Raw genomic sequence first — 16606 nt, 5'->3', positions numbered from 1 at the left:
CATCTCAAAAGCAAAACTTTATAAAATTACCTTGTTTTATCCTCTTTGTGGAGTATGAGCACTCGTTTTTTTTTGAGCAGTATTTCAGAATTTTTTAAAATTCTATTATTATGTTAATCGTAATACTACTACAATTATTAAAAAAACAGTTAATTCATTTTGAAGAGAATATTTATCGTAATATCTTAGTAATACCAATCATAGAATATAATTAGAAAAAAATTAAAATCACAGGAAAAACTAACACAGAAATTACATAGATAGAGGGTCCTGTTTTTGGCAGGCCCTTCCGAACTTCTCCTTCAAAAAAGTCAATGTGGTATACTTGCGATGTAAGACCGATGCGGGCTATCTGGCTTTTTTTGAAACGAATCGGTCTTTTCCCACGGAATTAATTCCGTAGTAAGTCAAGACAACTGAAAAAAAAATCTCATGTTTCAAGAAGATAAGAATCTGCATAAACCAGGAATAGATTCGCCTAAAACAGATATAGTAAATCAAGTAACGAAACAAGCTGATATTACTGATCCTGCAAAATTTATTTCACAGACAAATAATATAACGGAGGCCCAAAAGAATTTTATGAATCAAGTGCAGATACCCAACGATTCCAGTATTATACAGGAAAAAGTTTGGGCAAAGCAGCCTACATCCAAAATTTTTAATGCCCAGGGAATCTCAGAAAATGCGATGGCTGGCATAAATAGAGTTGTAAAACTGGAAATCTTTGTAGAAGGACAGGCCATCAAATTTTTTAAACATTTTAAATTAAAACAAAGTGCCGTAAAACACCATTCATTTGAGATTACATTAGCTCATGATACCCTTGGGAATGCCGAAAACCATAATCTTGAAGCAGCACAAAGTTTTTTAGGAAAACGTATTACCGTTGTATTCAAGTATAAAGATGTGGGAACTAGTCCTGAAAGAAACTTCGTGGGGGTAATTACCGAAGTAGGTTTCAGCCAGGAGAAAGGAAGCCTTGGAAATCTTGTACTGGAAGGCTTTAGCCCTACCATATTATTAGATGCGGCCCCGCATATTCAAAGTTTTGGCGGAAAGCAGGAAATGAGTCTCAACAGCATTGCCAGCCAGGTGCTGGAAGAAGGATTGGGACAGGGTAAGTTTGATTTTAGAGTAGATGCACGCCACGGAAACGTGTCATACAGCTCACAGTATGAAGAAACGCATTACAATTATCTGGCAAGAATAGCAGAAGCTTACGGCGAACAGTTTTTCTATGACGGTGAAGTATTGCATTTTGGCAAACTGCCACCACAGGAACAGTCCGTAAAACTGGTCTATGGGAGTAACCTGAATGATGTGAAGATTAAAATGAAGGCTCAGCATGTAAACCCTACTTTCTATGGGTATAATAGCAGCAAGAATGAGAAACTGACAACAGGAAGCTCAAAGATTAGCCATACTTCTGACATTGCTAAGCGTGCTTATGAAATCTCAGAAAAGACATTCAAAACACCTTCCTTAAGAATAGCGCCTATTAAAGCATCTTCTTTTATGGATGTGGACGCTTCACAAAAAGGAACTGCCGGAAGTAAGGCTTCGGAAGTATTTGTAACCTCGGGTACTACTACGGTCCCTTTTCTTTATCCTGGCTGTATTGTAGATATTGAAATGCGTAAAACGGATAGTAATAACACTTCCTATTTTACCAAACTGATGCTGATAGAAGTAACTCATGAAGTAGATGCCCGTGGCTATTATGACGGAACCTTTGAAGCTATTGCCTCTGATACAGGATTTATTCCCCGCCCGGAATTTATTTTACCAAAAGCAGAACCCCAGTTTGGAAAAGTGATTTCTAACACTGATCCACAGAATCAGGGACGTGTGCAGATTCAGCTGGATTGGCAAAAAGGACCTGATACCACAGAGTTTATCCGTGTAATGTCTCCTGATGCAGGAAGCAGTGACAAGGTAAATAAAAACCGGGGATTTATGTCTATCCCTGAAGTAGGAGATCAGGTAATTGTGAATTTTGTACATCAGCATCCTGACAGACCTTTTGTAATGGGCGGAATGTTCCACGGAGGTATTGGTGGCGGAGGCGGAAAAGGGAATAATATTAAAAGCCTGAGCAGTAAAAGCGGGAATATTGTAGAACTGAATGATGGTGGCGGTATTACGGTAAGAGATAAAGCTCAGAATCAGATTCATGTGGATGGTAGTGGAAATATCAGTTCTTCTTCTTCAACAACAAATACCAGTACTGTTGGAGGAACAAAAGAAAGTCCGGAAGGGCAGGCATCTATGAAAATGGATAATAGCGGAGCTATAGATATTATGGCAAAAACTAATTTTAAAATTGCAGTAGGAGAAGGAAACTCCTTTGAAATTACAAGCGGTGGTAGTGGAACATTAAATTTAACAGCAGATCTTACCATCAATATTGGAGGCAGTATCGTTACACTCTGTAAGGATGGAACCATTAATATCCTTGGTAAAAAAATTACGGTTAACGGAAGTTCGAATGTAACCATTGAAGGTGGTGAGGTAGATGTAAATTAAAACCGGGTGAAAAAATAATAAAAACATTGAAGCATAGTTTAAATAGTAATGGAATATATACAATACGAAATCCAAAAAGGAGATACTTTGGAATCTATTGCCAGCATGCATAATACCACAGTAAGAGAACTGATCCGTTTTCATAATACCCACTGTGGAACAACCCAGATGATAAGGAATGATGTATGGCCGCCTTATTTTCCCAGCATCTATATGATCAATCCGGAAGCAGATATACATACAGCCAGTTCACTGCCGGAAGTATTACCTTATGCCAATAGTTTTGTATATAGCAGACAGGATAGTCATTCGTATGACATACATATTAAAACCAATGTGGTCTTTTTAGGAAAAGAAATATCTGAAAATGAGACGGCAATGCAATGGAATCTGGATTTTAATACACCGAAGCATGGTTATGTTAATAAAAAAGAAACCGGCAGAAAGTCTACAGGATCATTTCCGGAGATCAAATTGGTAAGCACTGTACTGAATGCTCTTAATGAAGCTTCAGATCATCTCTTTTTCCGTCTGGATCCAGCTGGAGAAATTGACGCAGTAATGAATAATCATGAGGTACAGAAACGATGGAAGACAATAAAAGCTGAACGGCTTACAAACGAAGCATTTAATATTCCGGAACTTAAGGAGATGTTCAAAGTATGTGATGAAGAATTTGCAGATTTACATACAAGCCTGAAGAATAATCTGTTGTATACTCTTTTTTTTATACCTACTGGTAAAATGAATCTATCCGGGAATGAAACATTTGCCGATTTATCGGAAAATAAGGTGCTTTCCCAGTTTTTTCAGCCTGCATTCATCCCTTACTCTCTTCAGTATCATGCGGCAGAGGAAGATGGAAGCATTAAAGTTCACCTTGCTGGTGGTACAGATAAAGAAGGACTGTCTCCACAGTTTGAAAACTCTTTCAAGGAAAAATATGCAGAAATAAGCCAGATCCCTCTGGATTTTGACTATAATATTGAAGGATACTACCTATACAGTATTGAAGGACTGCTTCAGCAGGGCAGGATTTTTGTAAGGGAACAGGTAAACCTCAATTGCTTTTATACGGCAACGTATGAATTTAAAATAATAAATACATAAGCATATGGGACAATTGTATGTACCCGATGGCACATGGACATTGTGCAGCAACGGTAAAAAGATATTAAAGATACAGGTGACCTCACAGGCTACTATAAAAATAGAAGGAGGTAAGCTTGCCGCTACAGAAAAAGACAGATTCGACGGTAATTTTGTCTGTCCACCCATGATGGCAGCTGGTGCGCTTGTAGGAGCTGTGCTTGCAGGAGCCCTGGTAGCATCCGGGCCCGCTCTGGTAGTATTTGCTGCAGGATTTGCAGGTGCGGTAGCTGGTGGTACTGTATTGGCCAACCACCTACCCAGCGTATGTAGTTTGCTGTGCCGGAGTAATGAATGGACCGCATTGCATCCTAAAGTAAAGCTTGAGAAAAAAAGAGCTCTTTTGGAGAAAGCTACTTTAACCTGTATGTTTGGCGGACTGGTGACTCTAAAGATGCCGAATTATCAGGAGAATATAGATATGGGACTGTTGGGAGGAAATGCGGTGTATGGTGATATAAGTAGTCTTACCGATGAAGAGAAAAATAGAGTGGGGCTTTACCATAATTTAAGTGATAAAGAGATAGCAGATCTAGGCTTAGATCCAAAATTATTTAGAGATCCAAAAGAATCACACTATTATGCAGATTTATATAAAAAAGATGGTAAATATGTGTTGGCATTCAGAGGTACTGACCCTACAAATATGGAAGATATTGGACAGGATCTTACACAAGGTGTTGGAATTAAATCTGATTATTATGACAAATCTGTTAATCTGGTTAATAAAATGAAACAAGCTCGAGATGAAAATGGAAATCTTATTTTTGATGCCAATAATACTGCTATCACAGGACACTCCCTAGGAGGAGGTATGGCGGCGGCGGCAGGTGGTGCTTCAGGTTTTCCTACTTATACTTATAATGCTGCTGGTGTACATAATGCCACATTGAAAAGAAATAAAGTACATCGTGAGGATATGAACCATGTACAAGCTTATAATGGAAGCAGTGATCCATTAAATGCAGTACAGGATAGCCGGGAAGGTGTGCTGAAAACATTAGGATTTGTTGGCAAGCTCGTTAATAAAACAAAAGGACTACCTCGGGCGGCAGGAGAACGTATGGAAGTAGATACGGGATTGCCGTTACAAGGCGCTGGAGGGGGGCACTCTGCTATTAATGTAGTCCGTGCGTTAGAAAAAGAGGCAGCTAATGCAGCAAGCCGTACTGTAATTGCTAAAACCCAATAACAATGACTCTACTAAAAACAATACCGTTAATTTTATTCACATTAATAATGCTAAGCTGTATGGATAGCAATATAAAACAGAACAACATGAAAAAAGAAAATCCACCGGAGAAATTTTTCAAAGGTAATGATCTTAAAATGGCTACAGCCATATATAACAACGATACGGTTGCTATTGAAAACCTTGTGAAAAAAGAAAATTTTGATGTAAATGGAAGAGGTGCTGTGATTATACCTGATTATTCAACAACCGATACAGTCCGTTATACTTATCTGAATTATGCAGTTGTGATAGGAGCCCTACCAGCAAGTCGAACCTTGTTGAGATTGGGGGCAGATATTGATCAACCTTGTATCAATGGAGGTGGATACGATGCGAATATAAATTCAGCCTGCAGCAGCCGCAACAAAGAAATGATACAGTTGTTAATAGAAAATAAAGCCAATCTTAATCCTAAATTTGGTGAATCTCCTATTAACGATTTACTTATAGGAGATGTTGATAAAGAGTTGATCGATTTATTACTCACAAACGGAGCGAATATCAACTATCAAGCTTACATTGGAGGGGGAACAGTCGTTTCTACTGCGCTAGGCCTTGGAAAGTTTGATTATGTTAATTATTTTTTGGACAAAGGAGCAGACCCCTTGCTCTTAGATGCTAATGGAAATAATTTGGCATCTCTGATCCAAGACGAAATAAATGAGGGACGTTTAAGCGGTTATGGTTTACAAGAGTATAATAAGTTGAAAGAAAGATTGACTGATAAATTTCATATACAATTTCCATTAAAAATCAACAAAAAAACAGAATGGCAAAAAGGGAGAGCCATGGCCATTGCCCGTTACGAAAATCTATCACAAGCAGATAAAGATTTTTTAGGTAAAGATGAAGCTGACAGAAAGAAGAAATGGAAAGAAGGGTTAGAAAAATCACTGCAAGAGAGTACTCATTAAATGTAAAACTTAAGATCTTTCTGTCTTAAATTGTAGCCTTTCAATAATTAAAAATGATATTAGAAATCTAAACTTGATACGTTAAATAATGCTCTGCATCCCGGGAATAAATGAAAATAGTAATAAGACTGCCACTACAGAACTCTAGTGGCAGTCTTTTATTATAAAGAGCATTCCTGATTATCTTTAATAAAAACAGTCATAGCATTGTATTTTAGCTGAAAAATTTCAATATCCTATAATTGAAACCCCTTTTTTCTGTATATCAAACAAGGAAAAGGTTATTTAATAGAAAATTTAATATATTTGTATGTTAAATTATTTTACTGATTATCAGTGAGTTAATTGTTTAAGTCTTTTTATCACTAAAAAAATAGTTGTATGAATCAGTTTTATTTCTACATTTGTATAACTAATTTCTTAGTGATATGAGAATTGCTATTTATATATCACTTTAATAATAAATGAAAAGGATATGAAAAACCAGACTTTAACAAAGGCAGAGGAACAGGTAATGCAGTATTTGTGGAAGCTTGAAAAAGGATTTCTTAAAGATGTTCTTGATCTTTTTCCGGAACCGAAACCGCATACCAATACCGTTTCCACTATTTTAAAAGTATTAAAGGACAAGGAATTCGTAGACTATAACGTACACGGAAGGCAGCATGAGTATTTTCCATTGGTCACAAAAGAACAGTACTCTGGAAAGACGATGAAAAGCCTTGTGAAAAATTATTTCAAAGGATCCTATAAAAGTGCTGTTTCATTTCTGGTAGAAAAGAATGAAATGACCGTAGAAGATCTTGAAATGCTGCTCAATGAACTTAAAAACAAAGACGAATAATCATGGAAACTCTACTTCTATACTTTGGAAAAGTAATTTTATGTTCTGGTGTAATGTTTTTGTATTATAAGTTGTCTTTAAAAGACAAGACATTTCATCATTATAACAGATTCTATCTTTTATTGGCAATTGGGATATCACTGTTGCTGCCACTTATCAAAGTGGATGATTTTACGATAGAGGTTAATAGTGATGTGTATTTGTTGCTTGATAAAATTCAGAATTTTAACACAGAAAAAAACTTAAACAATGGTAACCTTTATTTTAGCATTATTTTTTCAGCTCTGGGACTGGTTTCTCTCTACTTTTTAGGGAAGCTTATCTACGGAATCTTCAGGATTCAGCAGTTTAAGGAACAGTTTCAGAAAGAGAGTTTTGACGGGATCAACTTTTACCGTACAGACTTAACCGAAGCTCCGTTTTCATATTTTAAAAATCTTTTCTGGAAGAATACCATTACTCTGGATTCTGACATTGGAAAGCAGATTTTAAAGCATGAGATGGTTCACATTGAACAGAAACATTCATTCGATAAGATTCTTATTGAAGTGGTTACAGCCGTCTTCTGGTTCAATCCGTTTTTTCATATCATTAAAAGAGAAATTAGTTTAATCCATGAATATCTGGCTGATAAAAAAGCCGTGAAGCATTCGGACACCAAAGCATTTGCGCAGATGCTTTTAGCAAGCCACTTTTCCGGAACACAGTTGCCTGCTGCCAGTCCGTTTCTAAGTTCAAACCTTAAAAAAAGACTTAAGATGTTACAAAAACCAAAAACAAAATTCGGGTATGCGCGTAGAATTCTTGCCTTACCAGTGTTATTTACAGTAGCTTTTGCCTATCTGGTAAACGCTAAGAACAAAGAAATTCAAGAAGCCAATCTTTCTATTAAACAAGCTGTTTCTCAAATCAAGAAAGATACTGTCAATCCTGAAAAATCTGAACAGAAAAAAAGTAAAGAACTTACAGTGAATTCTCCGGAAGATGAAGCAAAATTGGCCGAACTTCAGAAAAAGATCAGTGAAAAGGAAAAAGAATTGAATACATTGGATCCTAACAGTGCTGCTTTTGAAAACAAAGTTGAAGAAATAAGCAATCTGGCTTCAGAAATAGGAAGTATTACAGCAAACATTGAAACTGAACAATATTTCAACTCTCCTGAATGGAAAAAACAGATGGAAGAGCTTGAAAATATGGATCCTCTGGATAAAAAAGAAATTCGAAAAATTCAAAAAGAAGCTCAAAAAGCAGCTAAGGAAGCACAAAAAGCAGGAAAAGAAGCAGCTAAAATCGGCAGAAAAGCAGCAGAACTGGCCAAAACAGAACTGGCAAAAGCCAAAATTGATATGGAAGCTGCAAAAAAGGTAGCTGAACAGGCCAAAATAATAAGTGAAAAAGCCAGACAGGATGCAGAAAATGCAACGAGAAATCTAAATATTAATTTTACAGCATTAAGCAATTCGCCTAAAGTTATAGTTATGCAGGCAGATTTCATCAAAAAAGATGGAAACGGAAATATTACCATGAATGGAGTGAAGAAATATGATTTGAAAGAGTGGGATAATGTTAAATACTTCGTTGATGGAGTTGAAGTTTCCAAAGAAACGGCTAACACTATAAAACCTGAGAATATTACAATGATCAATATTATTAAGGAAAATGTAGTACGTGGTACACAGAATGAAATAAGAATTCAGACAAAGAAATAAAGTTCAACCAGGCTTTGTCAATGCAATATTGACAAAGCTTTTTTTATCACTCATTATGAAAACTAAAGTTCTATTTTTTATGTTCATGGGAATTCTGGCCAATGCACAGATCAACAGGTTCTTTTATGAATACAAATTTATTTCCGATTCTAATAATAAAGAAGATGTGAAGAAGGAAATGATGTTGCTGGATATTGATAAAAATGGATCCAATTATTACAGTCACGATAAATTTGTGGCAGATTCCACCGGGCGTGCAGAACTTGAAAAGCAACTGAAAGCCGGAGGCGGAAGTATAAGTGTGAATAGAAGAGAAAAGCTAGGAATGGTTTCCTACAGAGTAACAAAACAATATCCTGATTTTAAAACCTATCTTTTCAGAAGTATTTCCATGGATAAATACAAAATTAAGGAAGATAAAAAACCGGAATGGAAGATTTTACCTGAGAAACAAAAAATAGGAGAATACAACGCTCAGAAAGCAACCACTAGTTTTGGCGGAAGAGACTGGACAGCATGGTTTACAACAGATATTCCTATTCAGGATGGCCCATATGTCTTTTATGGACTTCCGGGGCTTATTGTAAAAATAGAAGATGCCACAGGATCTCATAGCATGAAGCTCATTGGTAATAAAAGCTTACAGTCTCCAGAGAAAGAGGCAGAGCTTCAGCTTCCGGGAAATGTGAAAATATTGGGATTGGATGGTAAGGATATTGAAGTGACGAAAGACCAGTTTAAAAAAGCCTGGAAAGCCTATGTAAATGATCCCACAAAGAATATGAGAGAAATGATGATGAGAAATGGTGGTGAAGCCGGAGGAAAAGTAGCTTTTAAAGTAAAGACAGCAGATGGAAAGGAGTTTTCTGACCCCAACCAGATTATAAAGGAAATGGAGAAGCGAACTAAAGAGATTCTTCAAAAAGATAACAATCCGATAGAACCGGATCTGGTGAATTAAAATTATCATTTCTTACTACAACTAAACAGGATAATCTCTCGAGTTATCCTGTTTTTGTTTTTACCGACTAATATCTCTATTTTTAAATAACTTTAAACTTAAACCTGTATGACAGAAAAAGAAAAATGTGAAGCCGGGCTTCTGTATGACGCCAATTATGATCCGGAGCTGATTCAGGAACGTATAACCTGTAAGGATTTGTGTTTAGAATATAACGGGTTAAAAAACTCTGATACTGAAGGTAGAAAGCAGCTGATCAAAAGAATTTTGGGCAGTACAAAGGAAAATCTATGCATAGAACCCTCTTTTTGGTGTGATTACGGATATAATATTGAAGTGGGGAAGAACTTTTATTCAAACCATAACCTTGTTATTTTAGATTGTGCTAAAGTAAAATTTGGAGATAATGTCTTTATTGGTCCCAACTGCAGTTTTTATACAGCAGGGCATCCGCTTGATGTAAAACAGAGAAATGCCGGATTAGAATACGCTCACCCGATTACTGTAGGTGATAATGTATGGTTCGGTGGGAATGTAGTAGTTTTACCAGGAGTTACCATTGGTAATAATGCTGTAATAGGAGCAGGAAGTGTAGTCACTAAAGATATTCCGGAGAATATGGTTGCCGTAGGAAATCCTTGCAGGGTTGTAAAAAATATTGAAGGAAATGAATAAAAACAAAATCCCGGAACGAAGTTTCGGGATTTTTATATCTGAAATAACAGGCTGTAATTAAGATAATTTCTGAGAATCAGCAATAAACTGTGCCAATCCACTGTCTGTTAATGGGTGCTTTAATAAGCTCAAGATCGGAGGAAGTGGAGAGGTAATAACATCAGCCCCGATTTTAGCACAGTCAATGATGTGCATTGAGTGACGGATAGAAGCTGCTAAGATTTCAGTTTCGAACATATAGTTATCGAAAATTAATCTGATCTCCTGGATAAGGTTTAACCCGTCTGTAGAGATATCATCTAATCTTCCAAGGAACGGAGAAACATAAGTTGCTCCTGCTTTAGCTGCTAAAAGAGCTTGCCCAGAAGAGAAGATCAATGTACAGTTAGTTCTGATTCCTTTATCAGAAAAATATTTTAAAGCTTTGATACCATCCTTAATCATTGGGATTTTTACAACGATATTGGGGTGGATTGCAGCCAATTCGTCTCCTTCTTTAATCATTTCTTCATAGGTTGTAGAAAGTACTTCAGCAGAAATATCTCCGTCTACAATCTCGCAGATCGCTTTATAATGATTTTTGATCGCTTCAGTTCCCTGAATACCTTCTTTAGCCATTAATGAAGGGTTGGTTGTTACACCATCTAAGATTCCAAGATCTTTAGCTTCCTTGATTTGCTCTAAATTAGCTGTGTCAATAAAAAATTTCATTTTGTTAAATAGATTTATTGGTGCAAAGATAAGTCATTTAGTTGAGTTCTGAGATATGATTTTTCCAGCCTTGAATTTGGGTAGGAGGGTTAGAGTTTTGGAGTAATAGGGAAGTAAAGTCTACGGAGAGCAAGCAGGAACAGGTAAGTAAAAAGCAAAGAAACAGCCACAAATAGATTTAGTAAATAGGTCCTACATTCCCCTTCTCTGAAGGGGTAGCTTTTTGCAAAGCAAAAAGACGGGGTAGTTTATGCTAAGTAATAATTGTAACAACAAAAGAAATTACAGGGAATATAAAATCTAATGGCTAATTTTGCTTTAACACTCAGAACCAATGAAAAATACCACTTTTACAGCCACCTTAGACATCATAGGAATCAATCCTTTTGTTTTTATTCCCGAAGAAGTTCTGGAAAGAATTTTTATGGCCTCAGGAAGAAATAAAAGCCCGATTCCGGTGAAAGGAACAGTGAATGGCAAGGAGTTCCAGCAAAATTTGATGAAATATCTGGGAGAATGGAGGCTATATGTGAATTTAATAATGCTAAAGAATTCTCCTAAAAGGATTGGAGAAACTGTTGAAATTATGTTGGAATATGATGATTCCGATAGAAGTATTTCCATTCATCCTCAGTTGGAACAGGCTATAAAAGACAGTACTCTGGCTACAGCAAATTTTGAAAAACTGATCCCGTCAAGAAAGCATGAGCTGATCCGTTATATCAATAACCTGAAAACAGAAGCCGGTATTCAGCGTAATATTGAAAAAATCATCAGGCATCTTCATGGAGAAACAGACTTCTTTGGAAAGAAAATTGAATAGGAAATCAACAGGCAGAGATCATATAAAATGAAAAAAACAAATCCGGAACACGTCCGGATTTTGCTTTATTTATGAATTTAATGTTTTGCTGAGTTTTACAGCATCCTGATTGCTTGGATCATATTTCAGCGATTGTGCAATATGTTCTTTAGCTTTATTAGGGTCACTTTGCTGTTCTGCAAAGGCGATATAAAAGTAGGCATAAGCCAGATTCTTTTTATTTTGCTCCACCTCTTCAGGTTTTACTGTTGCAATATACTTTTCGTAAGCTGTTTTTGCATTGGCATCATCTTTTGCAGACTGATAGGCATATGCCTGACTGTAATAAGAAGGAGCCCAATCAGGTAATAAAGCTGATATTTTTTTCCAGGTAGCAATAGCATTGGTCCAGTCTGAAGATTCCTGATAAGCAGCAGCCAGTTTTGCTAATGATTCTGTATCCTTTGGATTGGCTTCGATTTGTTTTTTAAGACCTTCAATAGTAGGATTGGTTGATTGAGTGGCAACAGCTGCTTGATTTGCTGTGTTATTGGCACTGTCAGTCTGAGTGGTTTGTGCACTTACCAAACCTGCGCTTCCTACAAGAATTAAACCTGCAAATAGGTTTTTGATGTTAACTTTCGGCATTTTCATAATCTTATATTTTATAATTCAGATTTCTAAAATTCAAGAATAATTCCAGAAAAGCTAAAATTTTAGAGGCTTTAAGTTTTTTTAGAAAATATTAACGGGATTGATGTTTTTTTTAGATTAATTTTTGATTCGCTGAGGATTGAGGTATCTTTGTCATTCAACTATTTTTTAATTAATCATTTCATCACATGAATATCATATTAGCGTCAACATCCACACTTTTTGGTGGAGAATATCTGGAATATTTAAGAGGAGAATTAATTCAGTTATATGCAGGAATTGACGAAATTGTGTTTGTTCCTTTTGCAAGACCGGGTGGAATTTCCCATGATGAGTATACGGCAAAAGCCCGTTCTTTTTTCGAAAGCATTAATATTAAAGTAAAAGGCCTTCACGAATTTGAAGATAAAAAAGAAGCTTTAAACCAGGCAAAAGGATTCTTTACAGGCGGTGGAAATACATTTTTATTGGTTAAAACATTACATGAAGAAGGATTGATGTCTGTTTTAAAAGAAAATGTAACCAACGGGAAGCCTTATTTAGGATGCAGTGCAGGAAGTAATATCGGCGGGCAGAATATGAAAACAACGAATGATATGCCAATCGTTTATCCGCCAAGTTTCGATTGTATGGGACTGGTTCCGTTTAATCTTAATCCGCATTATCTTGATCCAAACCCTGATTTAAAACATAATGGAGAGACAAGAGAGACCCGAATTATGGAATTCCTTACTCAGAATGATATCAAGGTAGTGGGTCTCAGAGAAGGAAACTGGATCAGAAGAATTAATGACACAATTACCGTAGAAGGAAGTGAACTGACCAGAATTTTTGAAAAAGGAAAAGAACCTTACGAAATAGAAGCAGGAAGTAAAGTGTAATGAGGCAGGAAGATATCAGCCATTTTATAGAACGCAATCTGAAGAATTTTTCAGTGAACAGTACCGGTTGGAATGATCTGATCGGGAAAATGCTGACTGAACTGGCTGTCGCAGGATGGAATATGGAGCATGATGTTTTTGGAAAAGAAAAATTCGGTGAACTGCGTTGCTATATGTATTCTGAGAATGAAAAATTAAATATTGCTCTTAAAAAGATCACAGATAAATATTTGGGGTTATCCCAAAAAGTCTGTGAAATTTGTGGGCATGATGGCAAAATAAGAACAGTAGGCTCCTGGCAAACCACTTTATGCCTGAGTCATTTTCTTGAGCAGAAACCGGTAATAGACATTGATGCCGAGCAGAACGTTATATACAGGGAGAAGACATTTCTGAATATTAAAGACGTAGTGAAAGCAGAAGTGGAACTTGATCTTCAGGAATTAAGTCTTCACACAAAGGAAACGGCTTACACTGATGAGCCGTTCTGTTTTTCCTGGCAGGAACCGAATTATTATCTGCTTTTAAAAACAATTCCCATACATCTGTTTCCTGAAGATATTCAAAACAGGATTTCAGATCTGTTTCAAAATCTGAAAGACTGTGAAATATGTGGCTACAGAGCGCTTTATCATAACTCCTGTTTACGCTGTTGTAATGAACCCTGGGAAGGCAGTCAATATCACCTTGAAGACTATGGAGAAAAATCAAATTATATCAAAGCTTGTCAAATGGATATTTTCATAGACGAGGATGATTATGAGAAATATTTTAAATATGACCGCTCTTTTGAGAAAATTTCAGATCATCAGATTCTTTTTACTGCAGATGATCTTGAGGAATATAAGAAGCTTTTATTTTAACTATATTTGATTTAGAATAATAAAACCTGAACCACAGCTCTGCAAAATATAAATTTGTTTCTGGCTGTGCTTCAGGGATATCAGCAAAAGTTTAGCACAAAACAATAATGCAATGAAAAAAACACTTGCAGTTCTCATGCTTTCTGTACAGATCGTTTCGGCTCAGAATATGGCCCAGAAATTAGATAAGGCAACCAAAGATCTTATGGATTCTTCAGGGGCAGTGGCTTCCAACTTATCATTTTATGTATCCGATGAAAGTGGGAATTTTATATACGAATATCAAGGAAGTAAAGGACTTTCCACAGCTTCTACCCAAAAAATATTTACCGCAGGCGCAGCATTGGAGACATTAGGGAAAAATTATACCTATACTACCACTTCAGGTTATTCCGGAAGTGTATCTGGTGGTACTCTGAACGGAAATCTTTTTATCAGTTCCAACGGTGATCCTACCTTGGGAAGCTGGCGATATGAAGCTTACAAACCTGAGAATTTTAAGAAGAAACTGATCGATGCCATTAAAAACTCAGGCATTACAAAGATTTCAGGAGACCTGGTGATTGATGATTCTTATTTTGACCATCAGACCATTCCCGGCGGATGGCCGTGGGATGATCTTGGAAATTACTACGGAGCAGGAGTCTGGGGAATCAACTGGCGGGAAAATCAGTTTGATATCAACATCAGCGGAACAGATTTTAAAAGCTTTTCCTATCCATTGGAAGGTGTAAAATGGCTGAATGACCTGAAAGCAGGAGGAAATTCAGACCAGAGTTTAATCTTCACAGCTCCTCATTCCAATGTAGCAATGATTAACGGAATGCTTCCGGGAGGGAAAACGGTAACCGTTTCCGGATCTGCACCTAATCCACCTTTACAATTGGCTACAGAAATAAAGCAATGGTTAAAAGAATCCGGAATTGAACTTTCCGGAAAAGCGGTGACCAATTCACAGCTTGAATTAGAGGGAAAACAGGCACTGGAAGCTCCAAAGAGTAATGTTATTCTTACCTACCAATCTCCAACTCTGGATAAAATTGTGTACTGGTTTTTGAGAAAAAGCGTCAATCTGTATGGAGAAACGATGATTAAGACTCTGGGAAAAGAGAAGAAGGGAAATCCAAGCTTTAAAAGTGGAGTGGCTTACTTAAAAGAATTCTGGAAATCAAAGGGAATTAACCCGAATATGATCAACTTTGCTGATGGAAGTGGACTTTCTCCACAGAATTATGTAGCAGCAAAAGCTGAGGTACAGGCTCTTTTATATGCTAAAAAACAAACCTGGTTTGAGTCTTACTATGATGGATTCCCGGTTCAGGATAATGGGATGAAGATGAAAAGCGGAACGATGAGGGACACCAAATCTTTTGCAGGCTATCATACCGCAAAAGATGGGAAAAAATATGTGTTTTCAATTATTATCAATAACTATCAGGGGAGTGGAAGTACAGAGCTGCAGAAAATTCTTAATGTTTTAAAATAAATATCCTTGAGGAAATCCATACTAACCAGATTGAATAACTGGATCATTTTTGTTGTCATGACTACTTTGGTTATCGCCATTGTAGTTTCTTCTACAGCATTAATTAATTTTCTGAGAAAAGAGGAGATTAAAAGAATCAGCCTGCTTTCCAAAGCGATCAGAATACAACAGGAAGTGAAAACTCCGGATACCGATGTCCTGGACCTGCTGCCTGAGATCCTGAATATTAATAATACCATTCCGTTCATTGTAACAGATAAATATAAAAATCCTATCCTGGATCTCGGATATTACCGTAATATTCCTGAAAGCACGATCAAAAACCCGGAAAAGCTTCATAATCTGATCGTGAATATGGAGAAAAACTACGATCCGATTGAAATCAAAGTCCCGGATGGGAACAATCAGTTTGTGTATTATGACAATTCACGGTTACTTAATAATCTACGGTATTCACCTTATATTTTAGGGCTGTTTATTCTGCTGTATTTTGGATTTACATTTTGGTTTTTTAAGACCATTAAAAAGACTGATGAAGGGTATCTTTGGGCAGGGCTTGCCAAAGAAACAGCCCATCAGATCGGAACTCCTTTATCTTCCATGATCGGATGGATGGAAATTATGAAGCTGGAAAACCCGGATTCTGAGGGAGTGCATGAAATAGAAAAAGACATAGAAAGATTAAGAACCATTTCCGAACGTTTCTCAAAAATAGGTTCCGTTCCGGAGCTTAATGATATGAACTTCAATGAAACGATTCAGGAAAACTATGATTATTTAAAGACCAGGATCTCTAGAAAAGTTGATTTTACCCTTCACCTTCCTACTTATATCGTGTTGGTTCCCCATAATAAAATCCTGATGAGCTGGGTTATTGAAAACCTGGTGAAAAATGCTGTGGATGCCATGAAAGGAGAGGGAACGATTGTAATGTCCGTTTTTGAAAGAAATAAAAATATTCTTATTGAAGTAAAAGATAATGGAAGCGGGATGACAAGCCAGCAGGCAAGAAATGCTTTTAAACCTGGATACTCTACCAAGAAAAGAGGTTGGGGATTAGGATTGTCATTGGCCCAAAGAGTAATTCACGAATATCACAATGGTGATATTAAGATTTCCCAGACAGAAGTAGGAAAAGGAACCACCTTCAGAATTACGATTAAAAAAGGATAGGCTTAATATGAACATTTAAGA

General features: G+C 36.6%; 15 protein-coding genes. 13 read left to right on the top strand and 2 right to left on the bottom strand.

The features are described from left to right. The first annotated feature begins 432 nt into the window (after positions 1-432). The 8 genes from M2372_RS20930 (at position 433) to M2372_RS20895 (ending at position 10015) form a co-directional block, all read left to right on the top strand. A complete protein-coding gene (locus M2372_RS20930) occupies positions 433-2529 on the top strand; it encodes a type VI secretion system Vgr family protein (RefSeq protein ID WP_123318906.1) in 2097 nt (698 codons plus the stop codon). Between the two features lie 48 nt (positions 2530-2577). Further along, positions 2578-3639: a LysM domain-containing protein gene (locus M2372_RS20925; RefSeq protein ID WP_123318907.1), complete on the top strand. Its 1062-nt coding sequence runs from the start codon at positions 2578-2580 to the stop codon at positions 3637-3639. A 4-nt stretch (positions 3640-3643) separates the two neighbouring features. After that, positions 3644-4870, top strand: coding sequence for a PAAR-like protein (locus M2372_RS20920; RefSeq protein ID WP_123318908.1), 1227 nt, complete (start codon positions 3644-3646; stop codon positions 4868-4870). Positions 4871-4956: 86 nt separating this feature from the next. Beyond that, on the top strand, positions 4957-5826 hold the full coding sequence (locus tag M2372_RS20915; RefSeq protein WP_148060740.1) for an ankyrin repeat domain-containing protein: 870 nt from the start codon (positions 4957-4959) through the stop codon (positions 5824-5826). A 475-nt stretch (positions 5827-6301) separates the two neighbouring features. After that, positions 6302-6670 carry a BlaI/MecI/CopY family transcriptional regulator gene (locus tag M2372_RS20910; protein ID WP_115971641.1) on the top strand — a complete coding sequence of 123 codons (369 nt, stop codon included), beginning with the start codon at positions 6302-6304 and terminating at the stop codon, positions 6668-6670. A gap of 2 nt (positions 6671-6672) precedes the next feature. Continuing rightward, positions 6673-8379, top strand: coding sequence for a M56 family metallopeptidase (locus M2372_RS20905; protein WP_123318910.1), 1707 nt, complete (start codon positions 6673-6675; stop codon positions 8377-8379). A 55-nt stretch (positions 8380-8434) separates the two neighbouring features. Then, positions 8435-9340 (top strand): GLPGLI family protein, encoded by a 906-nt coding sequence (locus M2372_RS20900; protein ID WP_123318911.1) that lies wholly within the window; start codon positions 8435-8437, stop codon positions 9338-9340. A gap of 108 nt (positions 9341-9448) precedes the next feature. Continuing rightward, positions 9449-10015: a sugar O-acetyltransferase gene (locus tag M2372_RS20895; protein WP_123318912.1), complete on the top strand. Its 567-nt coding sequence runs from the start codon at positions 9449-9451 to the stop codon at positions 10013-10015. Between the two features lie 57 nt (positions 10016-10072). Here the strand turns inward: M2372_RS20895 and fsa are convergent, their stop codons facing one another. Continuing rightward, positions 10073-10726, bottom strand: coding sequence for a fructose-6-phosphate aldolase (gene fsa / locus M2372_RS20890; protein WP_115971645.1), 654 nt, complete (start codon positions 10724-10726; stop codon positions 10073-10075). 334 nt (positions 10727-11060) lie between these two features. Here fsa and M2372_RS20885 point away from each other — a divergent pair, with 334 nt between their 5' ends. Further along, positions 11061-11549 carry a YdeI/OmpD-associated family protein gene (locus tag M2372_RS20885; protein ID WP_123318913.1) on the top strand — a complete coding sequence of 163 codons (489 nt, stop codon included), beginning with the start codon at positions 11061-11063 and terminating at the stop codon, positions 11547-11549. Positions 11550-11618: 69 nt separating this feature from the next. Here M2372_RS20885 and M2372_RS20880 read toward each other — a convergent pair whose 3' ends face one another. Continuing rightward, complete coding sequence (locus M2372_RS20880) at positions 11619-12182, bottom strand: lipopolysaccharide assembly protein LapB (RefSeq protein WP_123318914.1); 564 nt, start codon at positions 12180-12182, stop codon at positions 11619-11621. A gap of 188 nt (positions 12183-12370) precedes the next feature. Here M2372_RS20880 and pepE point away from each other — a divergent pair, with 188 nt between their 5' ends. From pepE to M2372_RS20860, 4 genes are all read left to right on the top strand, one after another. Then, positions 12371-13063, top strand: coding sequence for a dipeptidase PepE (gene pepE / locus M2372_RS20875; protein ID WP_115971648.1), 693 nt, complete (start codon positions 12371-12373; stop codon positions 13061-13063). Next, positions 13063-13926, top strand: coding sequence for a hypothetical protein (locus M2372_RS20870; protein WP_123318915.1), 864 nt, complete (start codon positions 13063-13065; stop codon positions 13924-13926). The genes pepE and M2372_RS20870 overlap by 1 nt, the downstream gene beginning before the upstream one ends. A 112-nt stretch (positions 13927-14038) precedes the next feature. After that, a complete protein-coding gene (gene dacB, locus M2372_RS20865) occupies positions 14039-15412 on the top strand; it encodes a D-alanyl-D-alanine carboxypeptidase/D-alanyl-D-alanine-endopeptidase (protein WP_123318916.1) in 1374 nt (457 codons plus the stop codon). A 6-nt stretch (positions 15413-15418) separates the two neighbouring features. After that, entirely contained in the window at positions 15419-16585 is a 1167-nt protein-coding gene (locus M2372_RS20860) for a HAMP domain-containing sensor histidine kinase (protein WP_115971651.1), read from the top strand. Positions 16586-16606: the final 21 nt, after the last annotated feature.

It is taken from the genome of Chryseobacterium sp. BIGb0232, from assembly GCF_024810195.1.
GTDB lineage: Bacteria > Bacteroidota > Bacteroidia > Flavobacteriales > Weeksellaceae > Chryseobacterium > Chryseobacterium pennae.
Note: the sequence above shows the minus strand (reverse complement) of the source record. Positions and strands in the feature narration are given on the sequence as shown.

Coding starts and splice junctions, on each gene's coding strand:
- M2372_RS20930 (WP_123318906.1), top strand. CDS start 433: ATGTTTCAAGAAGATAAGAATCTGCATAAACCAGGAATAGATTCGCCT.
- M2372_RS20925 (WP_123318907.1), top strand. CDS start 2,578: ATGGAATATATACAATACGAAATCCAAAAAGGAGATACTTTGGAATCT.
- M2372_RS20920 (WP_123318908.1), top strand. CDS start 3,644: ATGGGACAATTGTATGTACCCGATGGCACATGGACATTGTGCAGCAAC.
- M2372_RS20915 (WP_148060740.1), top strand. CDS start 4,957: ATGAAAAAAGAAAATCCACCGGAGAAATTTTTCAAAGGTAATGATCTT.
- M2372_RS20910 (WP_115971641.1), top strand. CDS start 6,302: ATGAAAAACCAGACTTTAACAAAGGCAGAGGAACAGGTAATGCAGTAT.
- M2372_RS20905 (WP_123318910.1), top strand. CDS start 6,673: ATGGAAACTCTACTTCTATACTTTGGAAAAGTAATTTTATGTTCTGGT.
- M2372_RS20900 (WP_123318911.1), top strand. CDS start 8,435: ATGAAAACTAAAGTTCTATTTTTTATGTTCATGGGAATTCTGGCCAAT.
- M2372_RS20895 (WP_123318912.1), top strand. CDS start 9,449: ATGACAGAAAAAGAAAAATGTGAAGCCGGGCTTCTGTATGACGCCAAT.
- fsa (WP_115971645.1), bottom strand. CDS start 10,726: ATGAAATTTTTTATTGACACAGCTAATTTAGAGCAAATCAAGGAAGCT.
- M2372_RS20885 (WP_123318913.1), top strand. CDS start 11,061: ATGAAAAATACCACTTTTACAGCCACCTTAGACATCATAGGAATCAAT.
- M2372_RS20880 (WP_123318914.1), bottom strand. CDS start 12,182: ATGAAAATGCCGAAAGTTAACATCAAAAACCTATTTGCAGGTTTAATT.
- pepE (WP_115971648.1), top strand. CDS start 12,371: ATGAATATCATATTAGCGTCAACATCCACACTTTTTGGTGGAGAATAT.
- M2372_RS20870 (WP_123318915.1), top strand. CDS start 13,063: ATGAGGCAGGAAGATATCAGCCATTTTATAGAACGCAATCTGAAGAAT.
- dacB (WP_123318916.1), top strand. CDS start 14,039: ATGAAAAAAACACTTGCAGTTCTCATGCTTTCTGTACAGATCGTTTCG.